We start from the raw sequence: 19,450 nt of genomic DNA, 5'->3' as shown, positions 1-19,450 counted from the left end.
GCAACAACCAACTGGGAGTAAATCATGAAAAAGACCAATGGACTGAGCATGTTCTCACCCAACCGCCGGGCCTTCCTGCAGGGCATGGGCGCCACCGGCATGGCCGCTGCGGGGATGATGCCGCGCCGGGCCCGGGCCGCCACCTCGATGCAATACATGTGCTGGGAAGGCTACGACAAACCCTCGATCATCGAGCCCTTCGAGGCCGCGCAGGACGTCAACCTCTCCATCGACCTGATCACCGACAGCCCGGGCGGGTTCGCCAAGCTGGCCGCCGGCGCGTGGCGTGATTTCGACGTCGTCTCGACCGACAGCCCCTGGGTGCAGCGCATGGGGCCGGCCGGGATCGCCGAGTTCATCGACGATGCCGAGTTCGCGGATGTCTATGACAGCTTCTACGAGCAGTTCCGCGCGCCCTTTGGCCCGCTGCAGTTCGACGGCCAGACCACGGGCCTGCCGACCCGCTGGGGCTGGGTCGGCCCGACGGTGAACACCCAGTACGACGACCTCGACACCTGGCGCAGCTACGATCCCTGCTTCGACCCGGCCTACAAGGACAAGATCTGTGTCCTCGACTGGGGCGACTGGCCGATCATGCCGATGGCGCTGCACGCGGGGATCAACCCCTACAAGGAACTCGACCAGGCCGAGCTGAACGAGATCCGGCTGGTGCTGCGGGCGCTGTTCAAGAACACCCGCGCCGTGGTGGCCGACCTGTCGGTCGCGCAGAAGGGCCTCATGGACGGCTCCTTCCGCACCCTGATCGGCGGTGGCACCTACTGCACCTCGGCGCTGCGCAAGGACGGACAGAAGCACATCCAGTCCATCGTGCCCGAACCGAAGGACGGCCTGAACCAGGGCATCATCTGGATGGAGGCCAGCGGCATCGTGAAGGATCCGGCCGACGCCGAGAAGGCCAAGGCGCTGCTCAAGCACATGACCTCGCCGGAGGTGGCCGTGGAACTGGCCTGGACCGAGGCGACCTGCAACCTCGTGCCCTCGCAGGCGACGGAAGAGCTCTTCTCGGACGAGCAGAAGGACGTGCTCCAGATGGATTACATGTGGGAGGCCTGGGACAAGTCGATGTTCCACGACGTGGCGCCCAACATCGACGACATGCTGGAAATCTGGCAGCAGGAGCTGGCCGCCGCCCGCTGAGCCCCTCTTTACCCCTCACGGAGAAGGGGCCCGACCGGGCCCCTTCCACCCCCTTCTGACAGGACGACCGCACGTGCCATCCCCGATCATCGAAGCGACCGGAATCCAGAAATACTACGGCGACTACCGCGCGCTGACCGACATCTCGCTGAGCGTCGCCAATGGCGAATTCCTCGCCCTCGTGGGGCCTTCGGGCTGCGGCAAGACCTCGCTGCTCAAGATCCTCGCAGGCTTCGAGGACCTCTCGGGCGGGAGCCTGACGATCGACGGGCGCGACATGGCGGGCGTGCCGGCCTCGGCCCGGCCGACGCGGATGGTGTTCCAGAAACTCGCGCTCTTCCCGCACAAGACCGTGGCCGAGAACATCGGCTTCCCGCTCAAGCTGGCCAAGCGCCCGGCAGCCGAGATCGACGCCGCCGTGCGCCGCATGATCGAGCTGATGCGGCTGAAGGAAAGCTATCTCACGCGCTTCCCGCACGAGTTGTCGGGCGGTGAGCAGCAGCGCGTGGCGCTGGCCCGGTCGATGGTGTCGCAGCCGCCGGTCCTGCTGCTGGACGAGCCGATGTCGGCGCTCGACGCGAAGCTCAAGAAATCCCTTCAGGCGGAGCTGAAGCACCTGCACCGCCACGTGGGCACCAGCTTCGTCCACGTCACCCACGACCTCGAGGAGGCGATGATGCTGGCCGACCGGATCTGCGTGATGCGCGCGGGCCAGATCGTCCAGCTGGGGGCGCCGGCCGAGATCTACTATCGCCCCGCCGATGCCTTTGTCGCCGGTTTCATCGGGGACACCAACCTGCTGCCCGCCCGGCTGACGCCCGAGGGCGCGGGGCTGCGGTTCGACTGCGATGCCCTCGACTGCGCCGCACCGATGCTGGCGCCCGGCCAGCTGGCGCCGGGGCTGGAGCAGGGGGGCGAGGCGCTTCTCATGATCCGCCCCGAGATGCTCCGCCTGCTGGCGCCCGGTGAAACCGCCGAGGCCACGATCGAGGGCGAGGTGGCGGAGTTCTTCATCCGCGGGGCCTCGATCCAGTATCGCGTGGCCCCCAACGGCGGCGGCGCCGAGATCGTCATGGACCTGCCGGGCACCTCCGTCCTGCCCGCGCAGGCCGGCGATGCGGTGCGCCTCGGCCTGACGCTTTCGGACATCTTCGCGGTGAGGCCCTGAGCCATGGCGATGCAGGACAAGTCCTGGCGCGATGGCGCGCTGCAACTCTCGACCCTGCCGCTGCTGGTGATCTTCGCGGCCTTCTTCGTGATCCCGCTGGGGATGACCGCGCTGCTGTCCTTCCAGGGGACGCAGTATTACCGGCTGGTCTGGACATGGGACCTCGACATCTGGCGCGACGTCTTCGGCCAATGGCATTACTGGCGGATCATGTGGCGGACGCTGGTCATGGCGCTGGTCTGCACCGCGCTGACCACGGTGCTGGCGGTGCCGATCGCCTATGCGATGATCAACCGGCTCAGCAAGTGGTCGCACCATATCACGCTGCTCATGGTCTTTGCCTTCCTCACGGATGCGGTGCTGAAGACCTTCGGCTGGGTGCTGTTCCTTGACCGCTCGGGCGTGCTGAACGGAATGCTGGCGGGCCTGGGCTTCGGTCCCGGTGCGGTGGATGTGCTGTTTTCACCTACGGCGACGATGATCGGCATGGTTTACAACCTGCTGCCCTACACGATCTTCACCACGGCGCTGTCCATGGCGCGGATCGACCGGGACCTCGTGCTGGCCTCCTACGATGCCGGGGCGACGCGCCTGCGCACGTTCTTCGAGGTGACGCTGCCGCTGGCAAGGCCCGGCATCCTCGCGGGCGCGGTGCTGGTCTTCGTGCTCGCGCTCGGGGTCTTCCTCGAGCCCAAGGTGATGGGCGGCGGGACCTCTCCCATGGCGGCGGAGCTGATCCGGCAGAGCTTCGAGACCCGCGTGAACTGGCCCCTCGGGGCGGCGCTGACCATCGTGCTGATCGTGATCGGCGCGCTGGTGCTGGCGGCGGCGGGTGGCCTCGCCGCGATCCGGATGCGGAGGTCCAAGGCATGAATGACCGTCTCGAAAAACGCCTCGCGGATATCGTGCTCTACGGTTCGGTCGCGGCGGTGCTGGTGTTCTTCTACATCCCCATCGCCACGCTGATCCTGTTCTCCTTCACCGAAAGCCGGTTCCTGTCGTGGCCGATCCCGGGCTTCAGCCTGCGCTGGTATGGCGAGCTTCTGGCGGATCGCAGCTTCTGGTCGGCGCTTGGCAACTCGGCGGTCCTGGCCGTGCTCGCGACGCTCTTTGCCACGGTTCTGGGCCTCGCCGGGGCCTTCGCCTGGAGCCGCTACCGCTTCCGCTTCCAGTGGGGCTTCCGGGTGCTGACCTTCGCGCCGCTGCTCTTCCCGCAGCTGTTGCTGGGGGTGGTCATGCTGCTGTGGTTCTCGGTGCTGGCGGGCTGGCTGAACATGTCGCCCGGCCTCTGGTCGGCGGTGATCGGCCACGTGGTCTATATCGTGCCCTTCTGCATCGTGATCATCTCGGTCCAGATGCAGGGCTACGACGACACGCTCGATTATGCCGCCGAGGACGCGGGCGCGACCCGCTGGCAGATCCTGCGCGAGGTCACGCTGCCGCTGCTCTGGCCCGGCATCTTCTCGGCGGCGACCTTCGCCTTCCTGCTGTCCTGGGGCAATTTCTACATCACCTACAGCCTCTCGGGCTCGGCCCGGACCCTGCCGACCTTTGTCTTCAGCGGGATCGCCGTCGGCTCCTCGCCAATCTACCCGGCACTGGCCACGCTGACCTTCGTCCCGGCGCTGGTGCTGATCTTCGCCGTGGACCGGCTGCGCCGCCGCGCCGACCGCAAGCGGGCGCTGGCCCGCGCGGCGGCCGAGGCGGGCTGAGCCCACTGCCAACCAGCCCCGGCGGGGCTGGCAAAGCCTGACCCTCAGCCCCCTGAAGGGCGGCTGAGGCGACCGCCAGCCCCGGCGGGGCTGGCCTTCCCCTGATACCGGCCCCTGCGGGCCTTCCCCGATCCCGGGCCGCGCCGGCGTGCCCTATCAACGGAGACATCCCATGAGCGATCTCGACTGGACCACGCTCCAGAGCCGCTGGAGCTTCCCGACCCTCGTCTGGTTCGGTGCCGGACGGCTTGCCGAACTGCCCGCGGCGCTTGCCGAACTGGGCGTGACCAAGCCGCTGCTGATCACCGACCGCGGCCTTGCCGGCGCGGGGATCATTGCCCATGCGCAGGCCGCGCTGGAGGCGGCCGGGCTGCCCCACGGGCTCTTCAGCGACGTGCAGCCCAACCCCACCAGCGACAACGTGGCGGCGGGCGTCGCGGCGCTGACGGCGGGGGGGTATGACGGGGTCATCGCCATGGGCGGCGGCTCGGCCATGGATGCGGCCAAGGCGGTGGCGATGATGGTGGGGCAGGACCGCCCGATCATGGACTTCGAGGATATCGGCGACAACTGGCGCCGCGTCGACACGGGCGGAATGCTGCCCGTGGTGGCCGTGCCCACGACCGCCGGGACCGGCTCGGAATTCGGGCGCTCCTCGGTGATCACCGACCCGGTGGAACACCGCAAGGCGATCATCTTCCATCCCGCGATGCTGCCCGGCCTCGTGATCCTCGACCCCGAGGTGACGGTGGGCCTGCCGGCCGGGCTGACGGCGGCCACGGGGATGGATGCGCTCTCCCACGCGATGGAAGCGCTCTGTGCGCCGGGCTGGCACCCGATGGCCGATGGGCTGGCGCTGACCGCGCTGAAGATGATCCGCGACGCGCTGCCCGCGGCGGTGGCAGAGCCCGCGAACATGGAGGCGCGCGCCAACATGCTGGTGGCCTCCGCCATGGCCTGCACCGCGCTGCAGAAGGGGCTGGGGGCGGTTCATGCGCTCGCCCACCCGCTGGGGGCGCGCTACGATGCGCATCACGGGATGCTGAACGCCGTGCTGATGCCCCATGTGCTGCGCTTCAACCTGCCCGCCGTGGCGCCGCAGATGCGGACGCTGGCCCATTGGCTGGAGCTGGAGGGCGCAGAGCCCGGTGCGGCGGTTCTGGCATGGCTGGAAGGGCTCTCGCAGGGCATCGGCATGCCCGCGACGCTTGGCGGCATGGGGCTGGAGATCGCGGCGGAGGACGAACCCGCGCTGATCCGCGACGCCCTGCGCGACCCCTGTGCGGGCGGCAACCCGGTGACGCTGACGGAGGCGGGCCTGCGCGAGATCCTCGCCGCGGCCCGGTAAGGGCGCCGGTGGGTCAACGGGGCAGGGCGTCACTCTGATGGCGCAGGCCCCAGTCGCCCGGCGTCACCGAGGAAGGGGGCCAGCTGCGCCAAGGCGTGACGGGGCGTGACGGGGCCCGGCTGCCTCTGTCATCTGCCCGCCACCGTGCGGCGTTGCCTGCGCGGACCAGCATCGGTCGCCACCGGACATGAAAACGCCGGGCCCCGCAGGGTCCGGCGTCCTTCGGTTCGGGTCAGGTGCAGGGCTCAGGCAGCCTTGTTCTGCGCACTCTCGTCGCTGGAGCGGCGCGGCACGAGGGCGCGCATCACGTCGGCCATGGTGATATGGCCGATCACTGCCCCGTCCTTCACCACGCGGAAGCTGCGATCCACCGCGCCTTCCGACCGGGCGATGAGGCTTTCGAGGTTGTCGTTGGGCGCCACGTCGCCCGCAGAGGGCCCGCCCTCACCGGGTTCCATGACCGAGCGGACACGCAGTACGCGGGCGCGGTTGATGTCGGCCACGAAGTCCTCGATGTAGGGATCGGCCGGGGCCAGCAGGATCTTCTGCGGTTCGCCCTGCTGCACGACGGCGCCGTCCTTCAGGATCACGAGGTGATCCGCCAGCTTCAGCGCCTCGTCGAGGTCGTGGGTGATGAAGACGATGGTCTTGTGCAGCTCGGCCTGCAACTCCAGCAGCAGGTCCTGCATGTCGGTGCGGATCAGCGGATCGAGCGCCGAGAAGGCCTCGTCCATCAGCATGATGTCGGAGTTCGAGGCGAGCGCCCGGGCAATGCCCACGCGCTGCTGCATCCCGCCCGACAACTGGTGCGGATACTGGTCGTCCTGACCGGCCAGCCCGACCCGGTCGAGCCACTTGCGCGCCTCGCTCTCGTAGTCCTCGCGCGAGATGCCCTGCGTCGCGAGCGCCATGCCCGCGTTCTCCAGCACCGTGCGGTGGGGCAGGAGGGCGAACTTCTGGAACACCATCGACATGTTCACCCGGCGCAGCTGGCGCAACTGTGCCTCGCTGTAGGCGAGGATGTCCTCGCCGTTCACGAGGACCTCGCCCGCCGTGGGCTCGATCAGCCGGTTCAGGTGCCGGATCAGCGTGGATTTGCCCGAGCCGGAGAGGCCCATGATCACGGTGATCTGGCCCTCCTTCATGTCGACGTTGATGTCGTTCAGCCCGAGGACGTGGTTCTCCTGCTCCAGCAGGTCGGCCTTGGTCATCCCCTCGCGGACCTTGGCGAGCGCCCCCTGCGGGTCGTCGCCGAAGATCTTGTAGAGGTTGCGGATGGAGACCTTGATGGTATCGCTCATGTCTGTCTCCTCAGCGGTTGGCCTGGCTGGCGTCGATCCGGGCCAGCGATGCCTTGGTCACGCGGTCGAGCGCGATCGCCAGCACCACGATGCCGAAGCCCGCGACGAGGCCCACGCCCAGTTCGAGGTTGCGGATGCCGCGCAGCACGAGGATGCCGAGCCCGGGGGCCGAGACCATCGAGGCGATCACCACCATGGCGAGGCTCATCATGATCGTCTGGTTCACGCCGGCCATGATGTTGGGCAGCGCCAGCGGGATCTGCACTCCGAAGAGCTTCTGCCGGTTGGTCATGCCGAAGGCGTCCGCCGCCTCGATCACGTCCTTGTCCACCAGCCGGATGCCGAGGTTGGTCAGCCGCACCACGGGCACAATGGCATAGAGGATCACCGCGATGCCGTAGAGCTTGGGCTCGGTCACCGAGAAGAGGAAGATCAGCGGGATTAGGTAGACGAAGGGGGGCAGCGTCTGCAGCATGTCGAGGATCGGCGTCACGATGTTCTGCATCCGGTCGCTGCGCGACATGGCAATCCCGATGGGCACCCCGAAGAGGACGCAGATGAAGGCGCAGACGAAGATGATCGCGAGGGTCTGCATCGCCACGTCGTAGTGATCGACGAAGGCCAGCAGCCCGATGACGAGGGCGACGAAGCCCACGATCTTCCACGACCGGGCCACGGCCCATGTGATCAGCAGCAGGATCGGCACCATGATCCACCAGGGTGTCGCGGTCATGACCCAGAGCATTTCGCGCAGCATCCAGCTGAGCGGCTGGGTCAGCGGGTCCACGACGATGCGCAGCGCATCGCGGATCGCGAGGAAGCCCGCCTCCAGCCCCTGCGTCAGGTCGCGGGTCTGGGGGATCGCGCCGCAGGCGTCGTGCAGCGCGTCGAGGGAGGGGAAGGGGAGGTCGCGGAGCGGGGTGGAGGAGGACGCGGCAGCATCGCCGCCCTTGGTCTTGGCCAGCAGGTCGGCCATGGACATCGGGCCGTCGCTGGCGCCGCCGTCGCACCACTCCCTCAGGCCCAGCGTGTCGAAGAGGCCGTCATAGGTTGCCATGAAGTTGTCGGACCCCGATGGGCCCGCCCTTGTTGTGAAACGAAAAGAACGGGGCCGGTCGACCGGCCCCGTCCGGAAGGGCGCAGGGCGCCTCGGAAAGGTGCTGTTACTGGATCAGCTGCGCGAGGTTTTCCCGCGCGGCGTCGTTGATCCAATCGGACCAGATGCCCGGGTTCTCGCTGATGAAGTGCACGGCCACTTCCTCGGCCGAGGCGTTGTTCTCGTCCTGCCACGCCAGCAGGCCCGACATCATCGATGTCTCGAAGGTCATGTTGGTGAAGAACTCGGTCACGGCCGGGTTCTCCTCCGCGAAGGCGGTGGTGACCGAGGTCAGGATCGGCGCGGCCGGGAAGTCCGAGACCTGCGGGTCCGGGGTGTCGGCGTTCTGCAGCGGCGCGAAGGCCGCCTCGTCGTAGCCGCCGAGGTCGACGCGGGTCATGTCGTATTTGCCCATCGGCACGGTCGGGCCCCAGTAGTAACCGAACCAGGGTTCGCCATCGGTGACGGCGGCGCCCATGGAGGTTGCCAGCGTCTCGCCCGAACCGTGGTTGAAGACCTCGATGCCGCTGTCTTCGAGGTCGAGTGCGCGCACGAGGTTGTCGGACACCACGCGGCAGCCCCAGCCGTCGGGGCAGTTGTTGAAGCGGTTCCCGACCAGTTCGGGGTTCGCCATGATGCCCTCGATGGTGGTCAGCTCGGGGTGTTCCTCGGCCAGCGCGGTGGGGATCCACCAGCCTTCGACGCCGCCGGGCTCCAGCACGGAGGTGAGGCGCTTGATGGTGCCGCCTTCTTCGAGGCGGTTGTAGGCGTCGCCGGCGGAGTTCAGCCAGAGGTTCGTCACCACGTCGGGCTCACCGTTCTCGGCGACCGAGGTGATCGCGGGCACCGTGTCGGACTGCACCAGCGACACGTCGCAGCCATAGCCCTGTTCCAGCAGGAACTTGGCGATGTTGGTGGTCACTTCGGCAGCGGCCCAGCCCATCTGCGCGATCGAGACCTCGCCGCAGGTGCCGGTGTCGCCATCCTGTGCCTGGGCGGCCAGCGGCATCATCAGGGTCGCGGCAACAGCCGATGTGACAAGCGTCGTCTTACGCATGGGAAACTCCTTCGATATGGGAAAGTATTCATCTGGATGGCAAAGGGGGGAGACACGGGCGTCTCAGTCAATTCAAGCGCTTTCGGCGCGCGACGTCGGGGGCTTTGCTTTCATCATCGAAGCAGTTGCTAACAGTCGCGCCGGGTGGATGCAACCGGATCACGTGACATTTTGGTAACAAGGTGATGCGTCAGTGCACAGAGTCGCGCGGGTCTCCCGCAGGGCCGCACAGGGCGCTGCCTTGTCGGCGCGGGGTGTCACGCTAGGTGCGGATCACGATGTAAGCGGGATCGGGCGAAACGCGGGAGACCGACCGGGCTGGGCCCGATCCGTGGGCCTGATCCGTGGGCCCGGTCCCCGGTTCAGTCGGTCAGGTCGAGGCTGCCGCGCAGGGCTCCGCTTGTCGCGTCGTAGACGAGGATCTGCTGGTCGTCCGTCACCACGGCAACCCAACCCGCGCCAAAGGTGACCGCCTGCGCCGTCGCGCCCTCGGGCAGGGAAATCGCTTCCGGCAGCACCGGCAGGGCGGGGCCGGCGGGCGGGGTGGACCAGAAACGGATGACAATCAGCGCAATGAGGATTATGAGGCCCACGATCATAGTCCCGGTGAGCGCCGTCACGAGGCGCCGCAGGAACCGAAGGTTCGCGGGTTCGTTCATCTCTTGCTGCTGAGGATTGTCCTCCATGGACCTTGACCGCCTTGTCATCACCATTGCCGCGGACCCGCCGCCCCGTCTTGATAAGGCGCTTTCGCGGGATGTGCCAGAGAGCGCCTCGCTCTCCCGGACCCGGCTGGCAAAGCTGATCGCGGAAGGCGCCGTGAGCCGCGGGGACGAGGTCCTCAGCGATCCGAAAACGAAAGTCGCCGAAGGGGAGGTCATCGAGATCACGATACCCGTACTCCACGACACGCTGGTCGCCCCGGAGGCGATCCCGCTCGACATCACCTACGAGGACGAAGACGTCATCGTGGTCAACAAGCCCGCGGGCATGGTCGTCCATCCCGCGCCCGGCTCGCCCAACGGCACGCTGGTGAACGCGCTCCTCGCCCATTGCGGCGACACGCTCTCCGGCATCGGCGGCGAGAAGCGGCCCGGCATCGTGCACCGGATCGACAAGGACACCTCCGGCCTGCTGGTGGTGGCCAAGAGCGACCGCGCCCACCACGGGCTTGCCGCCCAGTTCGAGGCCCACAGCGCCGAACGCGCCTACCAGGCGATCTGCTACGGGGCGCCCGACGCGGCCGATCCCCGGCTGCGCGGAATTCGCGGTACCTCCTTCGAGCAGGGCGGGGTGCTCAAGATCACCACCCAGCTTGCCCGCCACCGGCACGACCGGCAGAAACAGGCGGTCTTCTTCAACACCGGCCGCCACGCCGTCACCCGCGCCCGGGTCGAGGAGACCTTCGGCACACCGCCTGCGCTCGCGCTGCTGGAATGCCGGCTGGAAACCGGCCGCACGCACCAGATTCGCGTCCACATGGCCCATGTCGGCCACGCCCTCGTGGGCGATCCGGTCTACGGCGGCAGCCGCAAACTCTCGCCCCGCGCCGTGAGCGAGCCCGCGATTGCCGCGGTGAACGCTTTCCCGCGTCAGGCCCTGCACGCGGCCGTGCTGGGCTTCGAACACCCCGTTACCGGGGAAATGCTCCGCTTCAGCGCCCCTCTGCCTGCCGACATGTCCCGCCTACTGGAGGCGTTGCGCAGTTCACCGGCCTGACACATCGACGTGAGTCAGCGGTAACATCGCGCTTTTTTGCGTCAGATCCCGGTATCTCGTGCGTTAAGCATAGGTAACCCACGGCGCTTGAACCGGCGTCACAGGCACCCTATCTGGATGTTAAAGCCTCTTACATGGGGCGCAGAGACGAGAGAGAACGGGACATGAGCAACTACGCCAATCTGCCGGCCCCGACGCCGGAAGGCGGGATGAACCGCTACCTTCAGGAGATCCGCAAGTTTCCCCTCCTGGAGCCCGAAGAAGAATACATGCTGGCGAAACGCTGGGTCGAAGATCAGGACACGCAGGCGGCGCACCGCCTGGTGACCTCCCACCTGCGTCTCGCGGCCAAGATCGCCATGGGCTACCGCGGCTATGGCCTGCCCCAGGCCGAGGTGATCTCCGAGGCCAACGTCGGCCTGATGCAGGCGGTGAAACGCTTCGACCCCGAGAAGGGCTTCCGCCTCGCGACCTACGCGATGTGGTGGATCCGCGCCTCGATCCAGGAATACATCCTGCGCTCCTGGAGCCTCGTGAAACTGGGCACGACCTCGGCGCAGAAGAAGCTCTTCTTCAACCTGCGCAAGGCGAAGGCCCGCATCGGCGCGCTGGAGGAGGGCGACCTGCGCCCGGAACACGTCAAGCAGATCGCCAACGACCTTGGCGTGACCGAGGATGAAGTCACCTCGATGAACCGCCGTATGTCCGGCGGCGATGCCTCGCTGAACGCCACCGTCGGCTCCGACGCCGACAGCACGATGCAATGGCAGGACTGGCTCGAGGACGAGGATGCCGACCAGGCCACCGACTACGAGGAACGCGACGAGATGACCGCCCGCCGCGAGCTTCTGGTGGAGGCCATGTCGGTGCTCAACGACCGCGAGAAGGACATCCTTACCCAGCGGCGCCTCTCGGACGAGACGGTCACGCTGGAGGACCTCTCCTCGCAATACGACGTCAGCCGCGAGCGCATCCGCCAGATCGAGGTCCGCGCCTTCGAGAAGCTGCAAAAGCGTATGCGCGAACTGGCCTCCGACAAGGGCATGCTCCCCGCCGTGTAAAGCGCGGGGTGGCCCCCATCCACTGTTCGGAAATATCCTCGGGGGGGCTTGGCCCCAACGGGGCCAAGGGGGGGCAGACAGCCCCCCTTTTTCATGACCCCGTCACAGGCGCCACCGCCGAGGCGTCGCCACCAAAATTCCTGAAGCAAGAATTTTGAGAAGAATTTTCCTTAAAATTCTTACGCGCCCACCCGCAGACGTATCGCGCCGGTCGAACGGAACCCCGCCCCATCACCGCGCATCAAGACACCGCGTTGCCAGACGTGGCGCAGCAAAAAGGCCCGGCCGCAGCGCGACCGGGCCTTCCTCATGTCTCGGCAGGGGGGCCTCAGTCTTCCATCGCCTCGAGCTCGTCGATCATGCCCGAGATCATCGACAGGCCCTTGTCCCAGAAGGCCGGGTCCGTGGCATCCAGACCGAAGGGCGCCAGCAGCTCCTTGTGGTGCTTCGACCCGCCGGCTTTCAGCATGTCGAAGTACTTCTCCTGGAAGCCCTCGGGCTGGTCCCGGTAGACCGCGTAGAGCGCATTCACCAGCCCGTCGCCGAAGGCATAGGCATAGACGTAGAAAGGCGAATGGATGAAGTGCGGGATATAGGCCCAGAAGGTCTCGTAGCCCTCCATGAAGTCGAAGGCCGGCCCGAGGCTCTCGGCCTGCACGGACATCCACAGCGCGTTGATGTCGTCGGGGGTCAGCTCCCCGCCGCGGCGCGCCTCGTGCAGCTTGCACTCGAAGTCGTAGAAGGCGATCTGGCGCACGACCGTGTTGATCATGTCCTCCACCTTGCCGGCCAGCAGCGTCTTGCGCTCCTTGTCATCGACGGCATTGTCGAGCAGCCGGCGGAAGGTCAGCATCTCGCCGAAGACCGAAGCCGTCTCGGCCAGCGTCAGCGGCGTGGAGGAGAGCATCTCGCCTTGGCCCGCGGCCAGCACCTGGTGCACCCCGTGGCCCAGCTCGTGCGCCAGTGTCATCACGTCCCGCGGCTTGCCGAGGTAGTTCAGCATCACGTAGGGGTGCACGTCGGTCACGGTGGGGTGGGCGAAGGCGCCCGGCGCCTTGCCGGGTTTCACGGCCGCGTCGATCCAGCCCTTGTCGAAGAACGGCTTGGCGATCTCGGCCATGCGCGGATCGAAAGCGTCATAGGCATTCATCACCGTCTCGCGGGCCTGCGCCCAGTCGATGGTGCGGGTCTCTTCCGAGGGCAGCGGGGCGTTGCGGTCCCAGACCTGCATCCGGTCGAGGCCCAGCCACTTGCGCTTCAGCTCGTAGTAGCGGTGCGACAGCTTCGGATAGGCCGCGACCACCGCGTTGCGCAGCGCCTCGACCACTTCCGGCTCGACATGGTTCGACAGGTGCCGCCCGGTCTGGGCCGTGGGCATGCCGCGCCAGCGGTCGATGACCTCCTTCTCCTTGGCCTGCGTGTTGTGCACGCGGGCGAAGGTGCGGATGTTCTCGGAGAAGACGGCGGCCAGCTCGCGGGCCGCGGCCTCGCGCTGGCTGCGGTCCTGCTCGGTCAGCAGGTTCAGCGTGCCCTCGATGTTCAGCTCCTCGCCGTCCACCATGAAGGTCAGCCCGGCGATGGTCTCGTCAAAGAGCTTCTCCCAGGCGTCGCCCACGACGCCGAGGTCATGGAGGAACTTCTCCAGCTCGTCGGAGAGCTGATAGGGCTTCATGGAGCGGATCCGGTCGAACACCGGCTTGTAGCGCGCGAGATCGGCATTCGCGGCAAAGAGCCCGTCGAGGAAATCATCCGGCAGCCGGTTCAGCTCCAGCGTGAAGAAGACCAGCGGGGTGGTGAAGTTGGTCAGCCGGTCCTGCATGTCGGACATGAACTTGGCCCGCTGGCCATCGGTCGTCAGCTGGTAGTAGCGCAGCCCGGCATAGGACATGATCCGGCCCGAGACGGACTGGATGCGCTCGTTGCGCTTCACGCAGTTCAGGAAGCCCTCGGCGTCGAGTTCGCCCAGCTTGCCCTCGTAGTCCTCGGCGAAGGAGAGGCAGGCCTGCTCCAACCAGTCGAGGTCGCGCTTGAGCTCCGGCGCATCGGGCGCGGCGTAGAGATCGGTCAGGTCCCATTCGGGCAGGTCGCCAAGACCCTTGCCGCCCTGGCTGGCATTGGCATCGGACACGGGGAAAGGCAGCGGGATCATGACGTCTCCTGTACTTGTGCTGCTCAAGACATAGGCCCCGGGGCAGGGGGTCTCAAGTCCTCTCGGCTGCCTGCCGCACAGGCAGGCGGCGCTCTCCCGCCCGAGCGGGGCAGGACGGCGCGCTCCGGCGCGGTGTCCCGGCAGGGGGGAGGGAGTGAACCGGATGCGGGCAGGGGGCTGCGCTGATGGAGGAACACCTTCCTGGTCCTTTATCCAGGTCGCCCCTGACGCGCGCCGCGCGCAGCCCTCGTTTCCCTTGCTCTATTCCCCCGAAATGTCCCGCCCGGCCGCGCGGCCGGGCAGCGCCGAACCGCCCCCACGGGGCGGCGCTCTCGCGCCACCCCTCGGTTCGGCGCTGCCCGGCGCGCGCTCCGGAGGAGCAGGTGGGAGCCGACGCGCGCGTGAAGACCGCGCGCGCGAAGACCGGCTTTACATCTGCGGGGCATCGCGCAGATTTTTCAGCAGGCAGCAGGCAGCAGGCAGCAGGCAGCAGGCAGCAGGCAGCAGGCAGCAGGCAGCAGGCAGCAGGCAGCAGGCAGCAGGCAGCAGGCAGCAGGCAGCAGGCAGCAGGCAGCAGGCAGCAGGCAGCAGGCAGCAGGCAGCAGGCAGCAGGCAGCAGGAAGCAGCAAGACAGGGCAAGTGGGGCGGTGGGGGCGCTCAAGACCCAGCCAGCCCGGCACAGGTCGCGCGACGCCTGCGAGGCCGCAGTTTTTCAGACTTTCAGACTTTCAGGCTCTCAGGCGCTGTCGGCGGGCTGGCTGCGGGCGCGGGGCACGAAAAGCTCCGCCGCGGTGTCGAAGACCCGGGCGCGGACCTCGGGCGTTTCCATCATCACCTCGTGGCGGCCGCTCTCGACCATCTCCAGCCGTCCGCCGGGCCATTGTCCCATGCGGCTGACGATCCGCGCGGGATCGACGATCTCCTCGTCGGTGCCGAGGAAGGTCACGCAGGGCACATCCGGCGCGGCCCGGCGGCCGAGGACCTGCATCTCGCGCAGGGATTCGTGCAGCCAGTGCAGGCTGGGCCCGCCCAGCGACATCTCCGGATGGAGCCGGGCCTGGTGGAACATGTAGTCCCACATCTCCCGGTCGGTGGTGAGCTTGTTCTCCTCGAAGGGGCAGGTCAGAACGTAAGTCGCGCCCGTGGTGCCCGGCGCGAAGACATGCCCCAACCCCAGCCGCACGCTGCCCCAGGCCACCGCCCAGGCGGCGGGGCGGGTGGCGGCTGCCAGCCGGATGCCCCACATGGGCGCGGTGAACATGGCGGCCTCGACCGGGGCCCCCTCCATCAGGGCGCGCAGCCCGATGGCACCGCCCATGGAATGGGCAATCAGGTAGTAGGGCTTCGGCAGCCCTTCGGCCTCGGCGACATCCAGCGCAGCGGCCACGTCTTTCTGATAATCCGTGAAATGGCCGATGTGGCCGAGGCTCCGGTCGCCCGAGAGCCGGTCCGCGAGGCCCTGACCGCGCCAGTCGATTGTCAGCGTCGCATAGCCGCGCGCGGCCAGATCGACGGCGGCGCGGCCGTATTTCTCGATGTACTCGGTGCGGCCGGGGAAGAGCAGGACAGTGCCCCGCGCCCCCTCCGGCGACCAGAGGCCGACCCGGATGCGCACCCCGTCGGACGCCTTGACCCAGTAGGCCCGCCCGCTGGCGGGGCCTTCTGCTATCTCGTCGTAGAAGGGGGCTTTTTCCATGTCTTCAGGCCTTTATCCTCAGGCGAGGGCCGAGCCGAGCGCCATGGCCTTGCCCATGTCACCGTCGACCGAGAGCTTGCCGGTCATGAAGGCCGTGGTCGGGTTCATCTCGCCGCCGATGATCGCCTCGAAGGTCTCGCGGGTGGCGGTGAGTGTCACGTCGGCCTCGTCATCCCCGGCGCGGGCGCCGTCGCCATCGACGATGATCGCGCCTTCGTCCTCGATCACGAACTTCGCGATCCCGTCGATGCCACTGCCGTCGAGCCGCTCGTTCAGGGCCGCCACGGCCGCGGTGATCACATCGCTCATCCTGTTTCCTCCTTAAAATTTGCTCTGAAAGGGGGGTCCCAATCGGCTCAGAGCACGCTACATTTAGACCTGTTATGAGCGCGTCAACATCACATCTCAATTATATCGTGGCGGCATTTCTGGCCGCGGGGGCTGTTACGCCGGGTCTTTCCGGTGCGGCAGTCGCCCAGACCGCCGGGGCCGAATCGTCCGAGCAGCTCCTTCAGGACTTGCACGACGCCGACCCGACCGATGCCAAGCGGATCGCCCGCGAGCTGGGACTGGAGTGGAGCCGCACCGGCTCGCCCTCCATGGACCTGTTGCTGCAACGTGGCCGCGACGCGCTGGAGACGCAGGACCTCGACGAGGCGATCGGGCATTTCTCGGCCCTGACCGACCATGCACCGGAGTTCGCCGAAGGCTGGCACGGCCGCGCGCAGGCCTATTATGCCGAGGGCGAACTGGGCCTTGCGGTCGACTCGCTGGAGCATACGCTGGCCCTGAACCCGGATCACTTCGAAGCGATCTTCGGACTGGCCGTGATCGCCGAGCAGACCGGCGCGGTCGAGGAGGCTTATGGCCTCTACGAGCGCGTGCTGGAACTGTATCCGACACATGAACCTGCCGAAGAAGGCATCCAGCGTCTGGACATTCCGGTCAACGGCACCGAGATCTGATCCAGGCGAAACGAACGGACGCATTCAGCGATGGCCGAACAAGGGCGGATCACCGCGGTCCTTGGCCCGACCAACACGGGCAAGACTCACTACGCAATCGAGAGGATGCTGGGCTATCGCACCGGCGTCATCGGGCTGCCCCTGCGGCTGCTCGCCCGCGAGGTCTATGACCGGATCGTGAAGGCGCGCGGCCCCTCGGTCGTGGCGCTGGTGACGGGCGAGGAGCGGATCGTGCCGCCTCGGACCCAGTACTGGGTCTGTACGGTGGAGGCGATGCCCGAGGGCATGGGGCCCGACTTTCTCGCCATCGACGAGATCCAGCTCTGCGCCGATCCGGAGCGCGGGCATGTCTTCACCGACCGTCTGCTGAGGGCGCGCGGCACCCATGAGACGCTCTTCCTCGGCTCCGACACCATGCGCCCGACCATCGCGCAGCTGGTCCCGCAGGCGCAATTCCTGCGCCGCGAGCGGATGAGCCATCTGAGCTACGCAGGTTCGAAAAAGATAAGCCGGATGCCTGCACGCAGCGCGATCGTCGGGTTTTCGGTCGAGAATGTCTATGCCATCGCGGAGCTGCTCCGGCGCCAGAAAGGCGGCGCGGCGGTCGTCATGGGCGCGCTCAGCCCCCGGACGCGCAATGCGCAGGTGGAGCTCTACCAGAACGGCGACGTGGATTACCTCGTGGCCACGGATGCCATCGGCATGGGGCTCAACCTCGATATCAACCACGTCGCCTTCTCCTCGGTGTCGAAGTTCGACGGCCGCCGGATGCGGCATCTCTTCCCGCACGAGCTGGCACAGATCGCCGGCCGGGCCGGGCGGGGGATGCAGGATGGCTCCTTCGGGGTCACCGGCGAGGCGCCGCCCCTCGATGAGGAGGTGGCCGAGGCGATCATGGAGCATCGCTTCGCGCCGGTGCGCAAACTCCTGTGGCGGAACCCGAGCCTCAACTTCGGATCGCTGGACCGGCTGATCGCCTCGCTGGAGGAAGGCCCGAAGCACGAGTTGCTGATGAAGGCGCGCGAGGCAGATGACCTCGCCGTGCTCAAGAATCTGTCCCGCGAAGCCGAGGTCATGGCCCGCGCGTCCTCTCCCAATGCCTTGAAATTGCTCTGGGATGTGTGCCGGATCCCCGATTTCCGCGGTATCAGCCATGCCGAGCACGCAAGCCTTCTGGGGCGGATCTATGAATTCCTCCATGAAAGCGGGCGCATCCCCGATGACTGGATGGCGCGGCAGATCCGCCGAATTGACCGTATTGACGGCGATATTGATGCATTGTCGAAACGGCTGGCTTATATTCGCACATGGACCTATGTCGCGCAGCGTAGCGGGTGGGTTTCGGACGAAAGTCATTGGCGCGAGGAAACGCGCGCTGTAGAAGACCGCCTGTCGGACGCGCTGCACGCGCGCCTGACGCAGAGATTTGTGGACCGCCGGACGTCAGTCCTGCTCCGGCGGCTCAAGCAGAAGGAGGCCCTCTTGGCCGAAGTGAATGACAAGGGTGAAGTGACGGTAGAGGGCGAATTCGTCGGCCGTCTCGAAGGTTTCCGGTTCCGGCAGGACAAGGATGCGACAGGTCAGGAGGCCAAGACGCTGCGTCAGGCCTCGGTGCAGGCGCTCGTGCCGCACTTCCACCTGCGCGCAGACCGGTTCTACAACGCGCCCGATACCGAGATCGACTTCACCGAACAGGGTGGCCTCATGTGGGGCGACCAGGCCGTCGGCAAGCTGGTGGCCGGGTCCGAACCGATGAAGCCCACCGTTCAGGTCTTCGTCGACGACGAAGCGGGCCCGGACGTGGCGCAGAAGGTGGAACGCCGTCTGCAGCACTTCATCGACCGCCAGGTGGCCGCGCTCTTCGAGCCGCTGCTGAACCTGCAGCGGGACGAGACCCTGACCGGTCTGGCGCGTGGCTTTGCCTTCCGCATGGTCGAGGGCCTCGGCGTCCTGCCGCGCGGCGAGGTGGCCGACGAGGTCAAGTCGCTGGACCAGAATGCCCGGGGCGCGCTGCGCAAGCACGGGCTGCGCTTTGGCCAGTTCACCGTCTTCATGCCGCTGATCCTGAAGCCCAAGCCGACCCGGCTGCGGCTGGTTCTGTGGTCTCTTTCCAAGGGCTTGCAGGAGTTTCCTGAAGCGCCGCCGCCGGGTCTGGTGACCATTCCCGCCGCCGCCGACGCGCCCGAGGGCTACTACACCATGGCCGGCTACCGTGCCGCCGGGGAGCGCGCGATCCGCATCGACATGCTGGAACGTCTCGCCGACCTGCTGCGCGGTCAGGACAGCCGCGGGGGCTTCGAGGCCACCGCCGACATGCTCTCGATCACCGGCATGACGCTGGAGCAGTTCGCCGACCTGATGCAGGGTCTGGGCTACAAGGCCGAGAAGGGCGAGCGCGAGAAGCAGAAGCCCGCCCCGGAGACGCCCGCAGAGGCCGCCGCCGAGACGGCCGAGACCCCGGCAGCGGCTGAAACCACCGAGGCCCCCGCAGAGGGGGCAGCGGCAGAGGCTTCCGAGGCGCCCGTCGAGACGACCGAGGCTCCGGCTGAATTCGCCGAGACCCCGGCAGAGCCCGTGGCGGAGGAGACACCGGCCGAAACGGCCGAGGCGCCCGCCGCAGCTGAAGGCGATGCCGCCGAGGCCGATGCCACGCCCGAGATCGAGGTGTTCTACACCTTCACCTGGGGCCGCAACCGGCAGGCCAACCGCGGCCCGCGCCGTGGCGGCCAGCAGGGGCAGGGCGCCCGCGAGGGCCGTGACGGCGGCAACCGTGGCAAGCCCCGCGGCGAAAACCGTGGCGAAGGTCGTGGTGATCGTGGCCCCCGTGGCGACAAGGGGCCCCGCGGCGCCAAGGGCAAGGGCAAGCCGCGCGACGCGGGTCCCAAGACCTACGAGGCCCGTCCGCCCCGCAAGGAAAAGCCGATCGATCCGGACAACCCCTTCGCCGCAGCCCTCATGGGGCTGAAGGACAAGAACTGAGCGGGTCCGACACATCCTCGTCCGGGGCCGCACGGCCCCGG

The 19,450-nt window shown here is 67.4% G+C and carries 16 protein-coding genes; 9 read left to right on the top strand and 7 right to left on the bottom strand.

From position 1 onward, the window contains the following. Window positions 1–48: 48 nt before the first annotated feature. The 5 genes from ACX9MO_RS01625 to ACX9MO_RS01605 all read left to right on the top strand — a co-directional run bounded on the left by ACX9MO_RS01625 (window position 49) and on the right by ACX9MO_RS01605 (window position 5,386). Window positions 49–1,158 (top strand): ABC transporter substrate-binding protein, encoded by a 1,110-nt coding sequence (locus ACX9MO_RS01625; RefSeq protein ID WP_462213306.1) that lies wholly within the window; start codon window positions 49–51, stop codon window positions 1,156–1,158. A gap of 73 nt (window positions 1,159–1,231) precedes the next feature. Then, the gene (locus tag ACX9MO_RS01620) at window positions 1,232–2,326 is read left to right on the top strand and encodes an ABC transporter ATP-binding protein (RefSeq protein WP_462213305.1); all 1,095 of its coding nucleotides are present in this window, start codon (window positions 1,232–1,234) and stop codon (window positions 2,324–2,326) included. A gap of 9 nt (window positions 2,327–2,335) precedes the next feature. Then, window positions 2,336–3,199, top strand: coding sequence for an ABC transporter permease (locus ACX9MO_RS01615; protein WP_222492836.1), 864 nt, complete (start codon window positions 2,336–2,338; stop codon window positions 3,197–3,199). Then, complete coding sequence (locus ACX9MO_RS01610) at window positions 3,196–4,038, top strand: ABC transporter permease (RefSeq protein ID WP_462213304.1); 843 nt, start codon at window positions 3,196–3,198, stop codon at window positions 4,036–4,038. Before ACX9MO_RS01615 ends, ACX9MO_RS01610 begins: the two co-directional genes overlap by 4 nt. Window positions 4,039–4,210: 172 nt before the next feature. Further along, a complete protein-coding gene (locus ACX9MO_RS01605; protein ID WP_462213303.1) occupies window positions 4,211–5,386 on the top strand; it encodes an iron-containing alcohol dehydrogenase in 1,176 nt (391 codons plus the stop codon). A gap of 245 nt (window positions 5,387–5,631) precedes the next feature. On the opposite strand, the gene ACX9MO_RS01600 is transcribed toward ACX9MO_RS01605, so the two are convergent. The 4 genes from ACX9MO_RS01600 to ACX9MO_RS01585 all read right to left on the bottom strand — a co-directional run bounded on the left by ACX9MO_RS01600 (window position 5,632) and on the right by ACX9MO_RS01585 (window position 9,526). Next, window positions 5,632–6,687, bottom strand: coding sequence for a quaternary amine ABC transporter ATP-binding protein (locus ACX9MO_RS01600; RefSeq protein WP_462213302.1), 1,056 nt, complete (start codon window positions 6,685–6,687; stop codon window positions 5,632–5,634). 10 nt (window positions 6,688–6,697) lie between these two features. Then, window positions 6,698–7,744, bottom strand: coding sequence for an ABC transporter permease (locus tag ACX9MO_RS01595; RefSeq protein WP_222492844.1), 1,047 nt, complete (start codon window positions 7,742–7,744; stop codon window positions 6,698–6,700). Window positions 7,745–7,850: 106 nt separating this feature from the next. Further along, entirely contained in the window at window positions 7,851–8,840 is a 990-nt protein-coding gene (locus tag ACX9MO_RS01590; RefSeq protein WP_462213301.1) for an ABC transporter substrate-binding protein, read from the bottom strand. Between the two features lie 362 nt (window positions 8,841–9,202). After that, entirely contained in the window at window positions 9,203–9,526 is a 324-nt protein-coding gene (locus tag ACX9MO_RS01585) for a DUF6476 family protein (RefSeq protein WP_462213300.1), read from the bottom strand. Here ACX9MO_RS01585 and ACX9MO_RS01580 point away from each other — a divergent pair. Then, window positions 9,525–10,559 (top strand): RluA family pseudouridine synthase, encoded by a 1,035-nt coding sequence (locus ACX9MO_RS01580; protein WP_462213299.1) that lies wholly within the window; start codon window positions 9,525–9,527, stop codon window positions 10,557–10,559. The genes ACX9MO_RS01585 and ACX9MO_RS01580 overlap by 2 nt on opposite strands. A 164-nt stretch (window positions 10,560–10,723) precedes the next feature. Beyond that, window positions 10,724–11,620 (top strand): RNA polymerase sigma factor RpoH, encoded by an 897-nt coding sequence (gene rpoH, locus ACX9MO_RS01575; RefSeq protein ID WP_462213298.1) that lies wholly within the window; start codon window positions 10,724–10,726, stop codon window positions 11,618–11,620. 328 nt (window positions 11,621–11,948) lie between these two features. Here the strand turns inward: rpoH and ACX9MO_RS01570 are convergent, their stop codons facing one another. From ACX9MO_RS01570 to ACX9MO_RS01560, 3 genes are all read right to left on the bottom strand, one after another. After that, complete coding sequence (locus tag ACX9MO_RS01570; protein WP_462213297.1) at window positions 11,949–13,769, bottom strand: M3 family oligoendopeptidase; 1,821 nt, start codon at window positions 13,767–13,769, stop codon at window positions 11,949–11,951. Between the two features lie 736 nt (window positions 13,770–14,505). Next, complete coding sequence (locus ACX9MO_RS01565) at window positions 14,506–15,465, bottom strand: alpha/beta hydrolase (protein WP_462213296.1); 960 nt, start codon at window positions 15,463–15,465, stop codon at window positions 14,506–14,508. A gap of 18 nt (window positions 15,466–15,483) precedes the next feature. Continuing rightward, on the bottom strand, window positions 15,484–15,774 hold the full coding sequence (locus ACX9MO_RS01560) for an SCP2 sterol-binding domain-containing protein (RefSeq protein ID WP_222494922.1): 291 nt from the start codon (window positions 15,772–15,774) through the stop codon (window positions 15,484–15,486). A gap of 107 nt (window positions 15,775–15,881) precedes the next feature. Between ACX9MO_RS01560 and ACX9MO_RS01555 the strand changes: the two genes are divergently transcribed. Together ACX9MO_RS01555 and ACX9MO_RS01550 are read left to right on the top strand one after the other, a co-directional pair. Beyond that, entirely contained in the window at window positions 15,882–16,430 is a 549-nt protein-coding gene (locus ACX9MO_RS01555) for a tetratricopeptide repeat protein (RefSeq protein ID WP_315900545.1), read from the top strand. Window positions 16,431–16,460: 30 nt separating this feature from the next. Next, window positions 16,461–19,409 (top strand): helicase-related protein, encoded by a 2,949-nt coding sequence (locus ACX9MO_RS01550; protein WP_462213295.1) that lies wholly within the window; start codon window positions 16,461–16,463, stop codon window positions 19,407–19,409. The last annotated feature ends 41 nt before the right edge of the window (window positions 19,410–19,450 follow it).

Source organism: Pseudooceanicola profundus, assembly GCF_054919315.1.
This window is presented reverse-complemented; position numbering and strand designations above follow the sequence as displayed.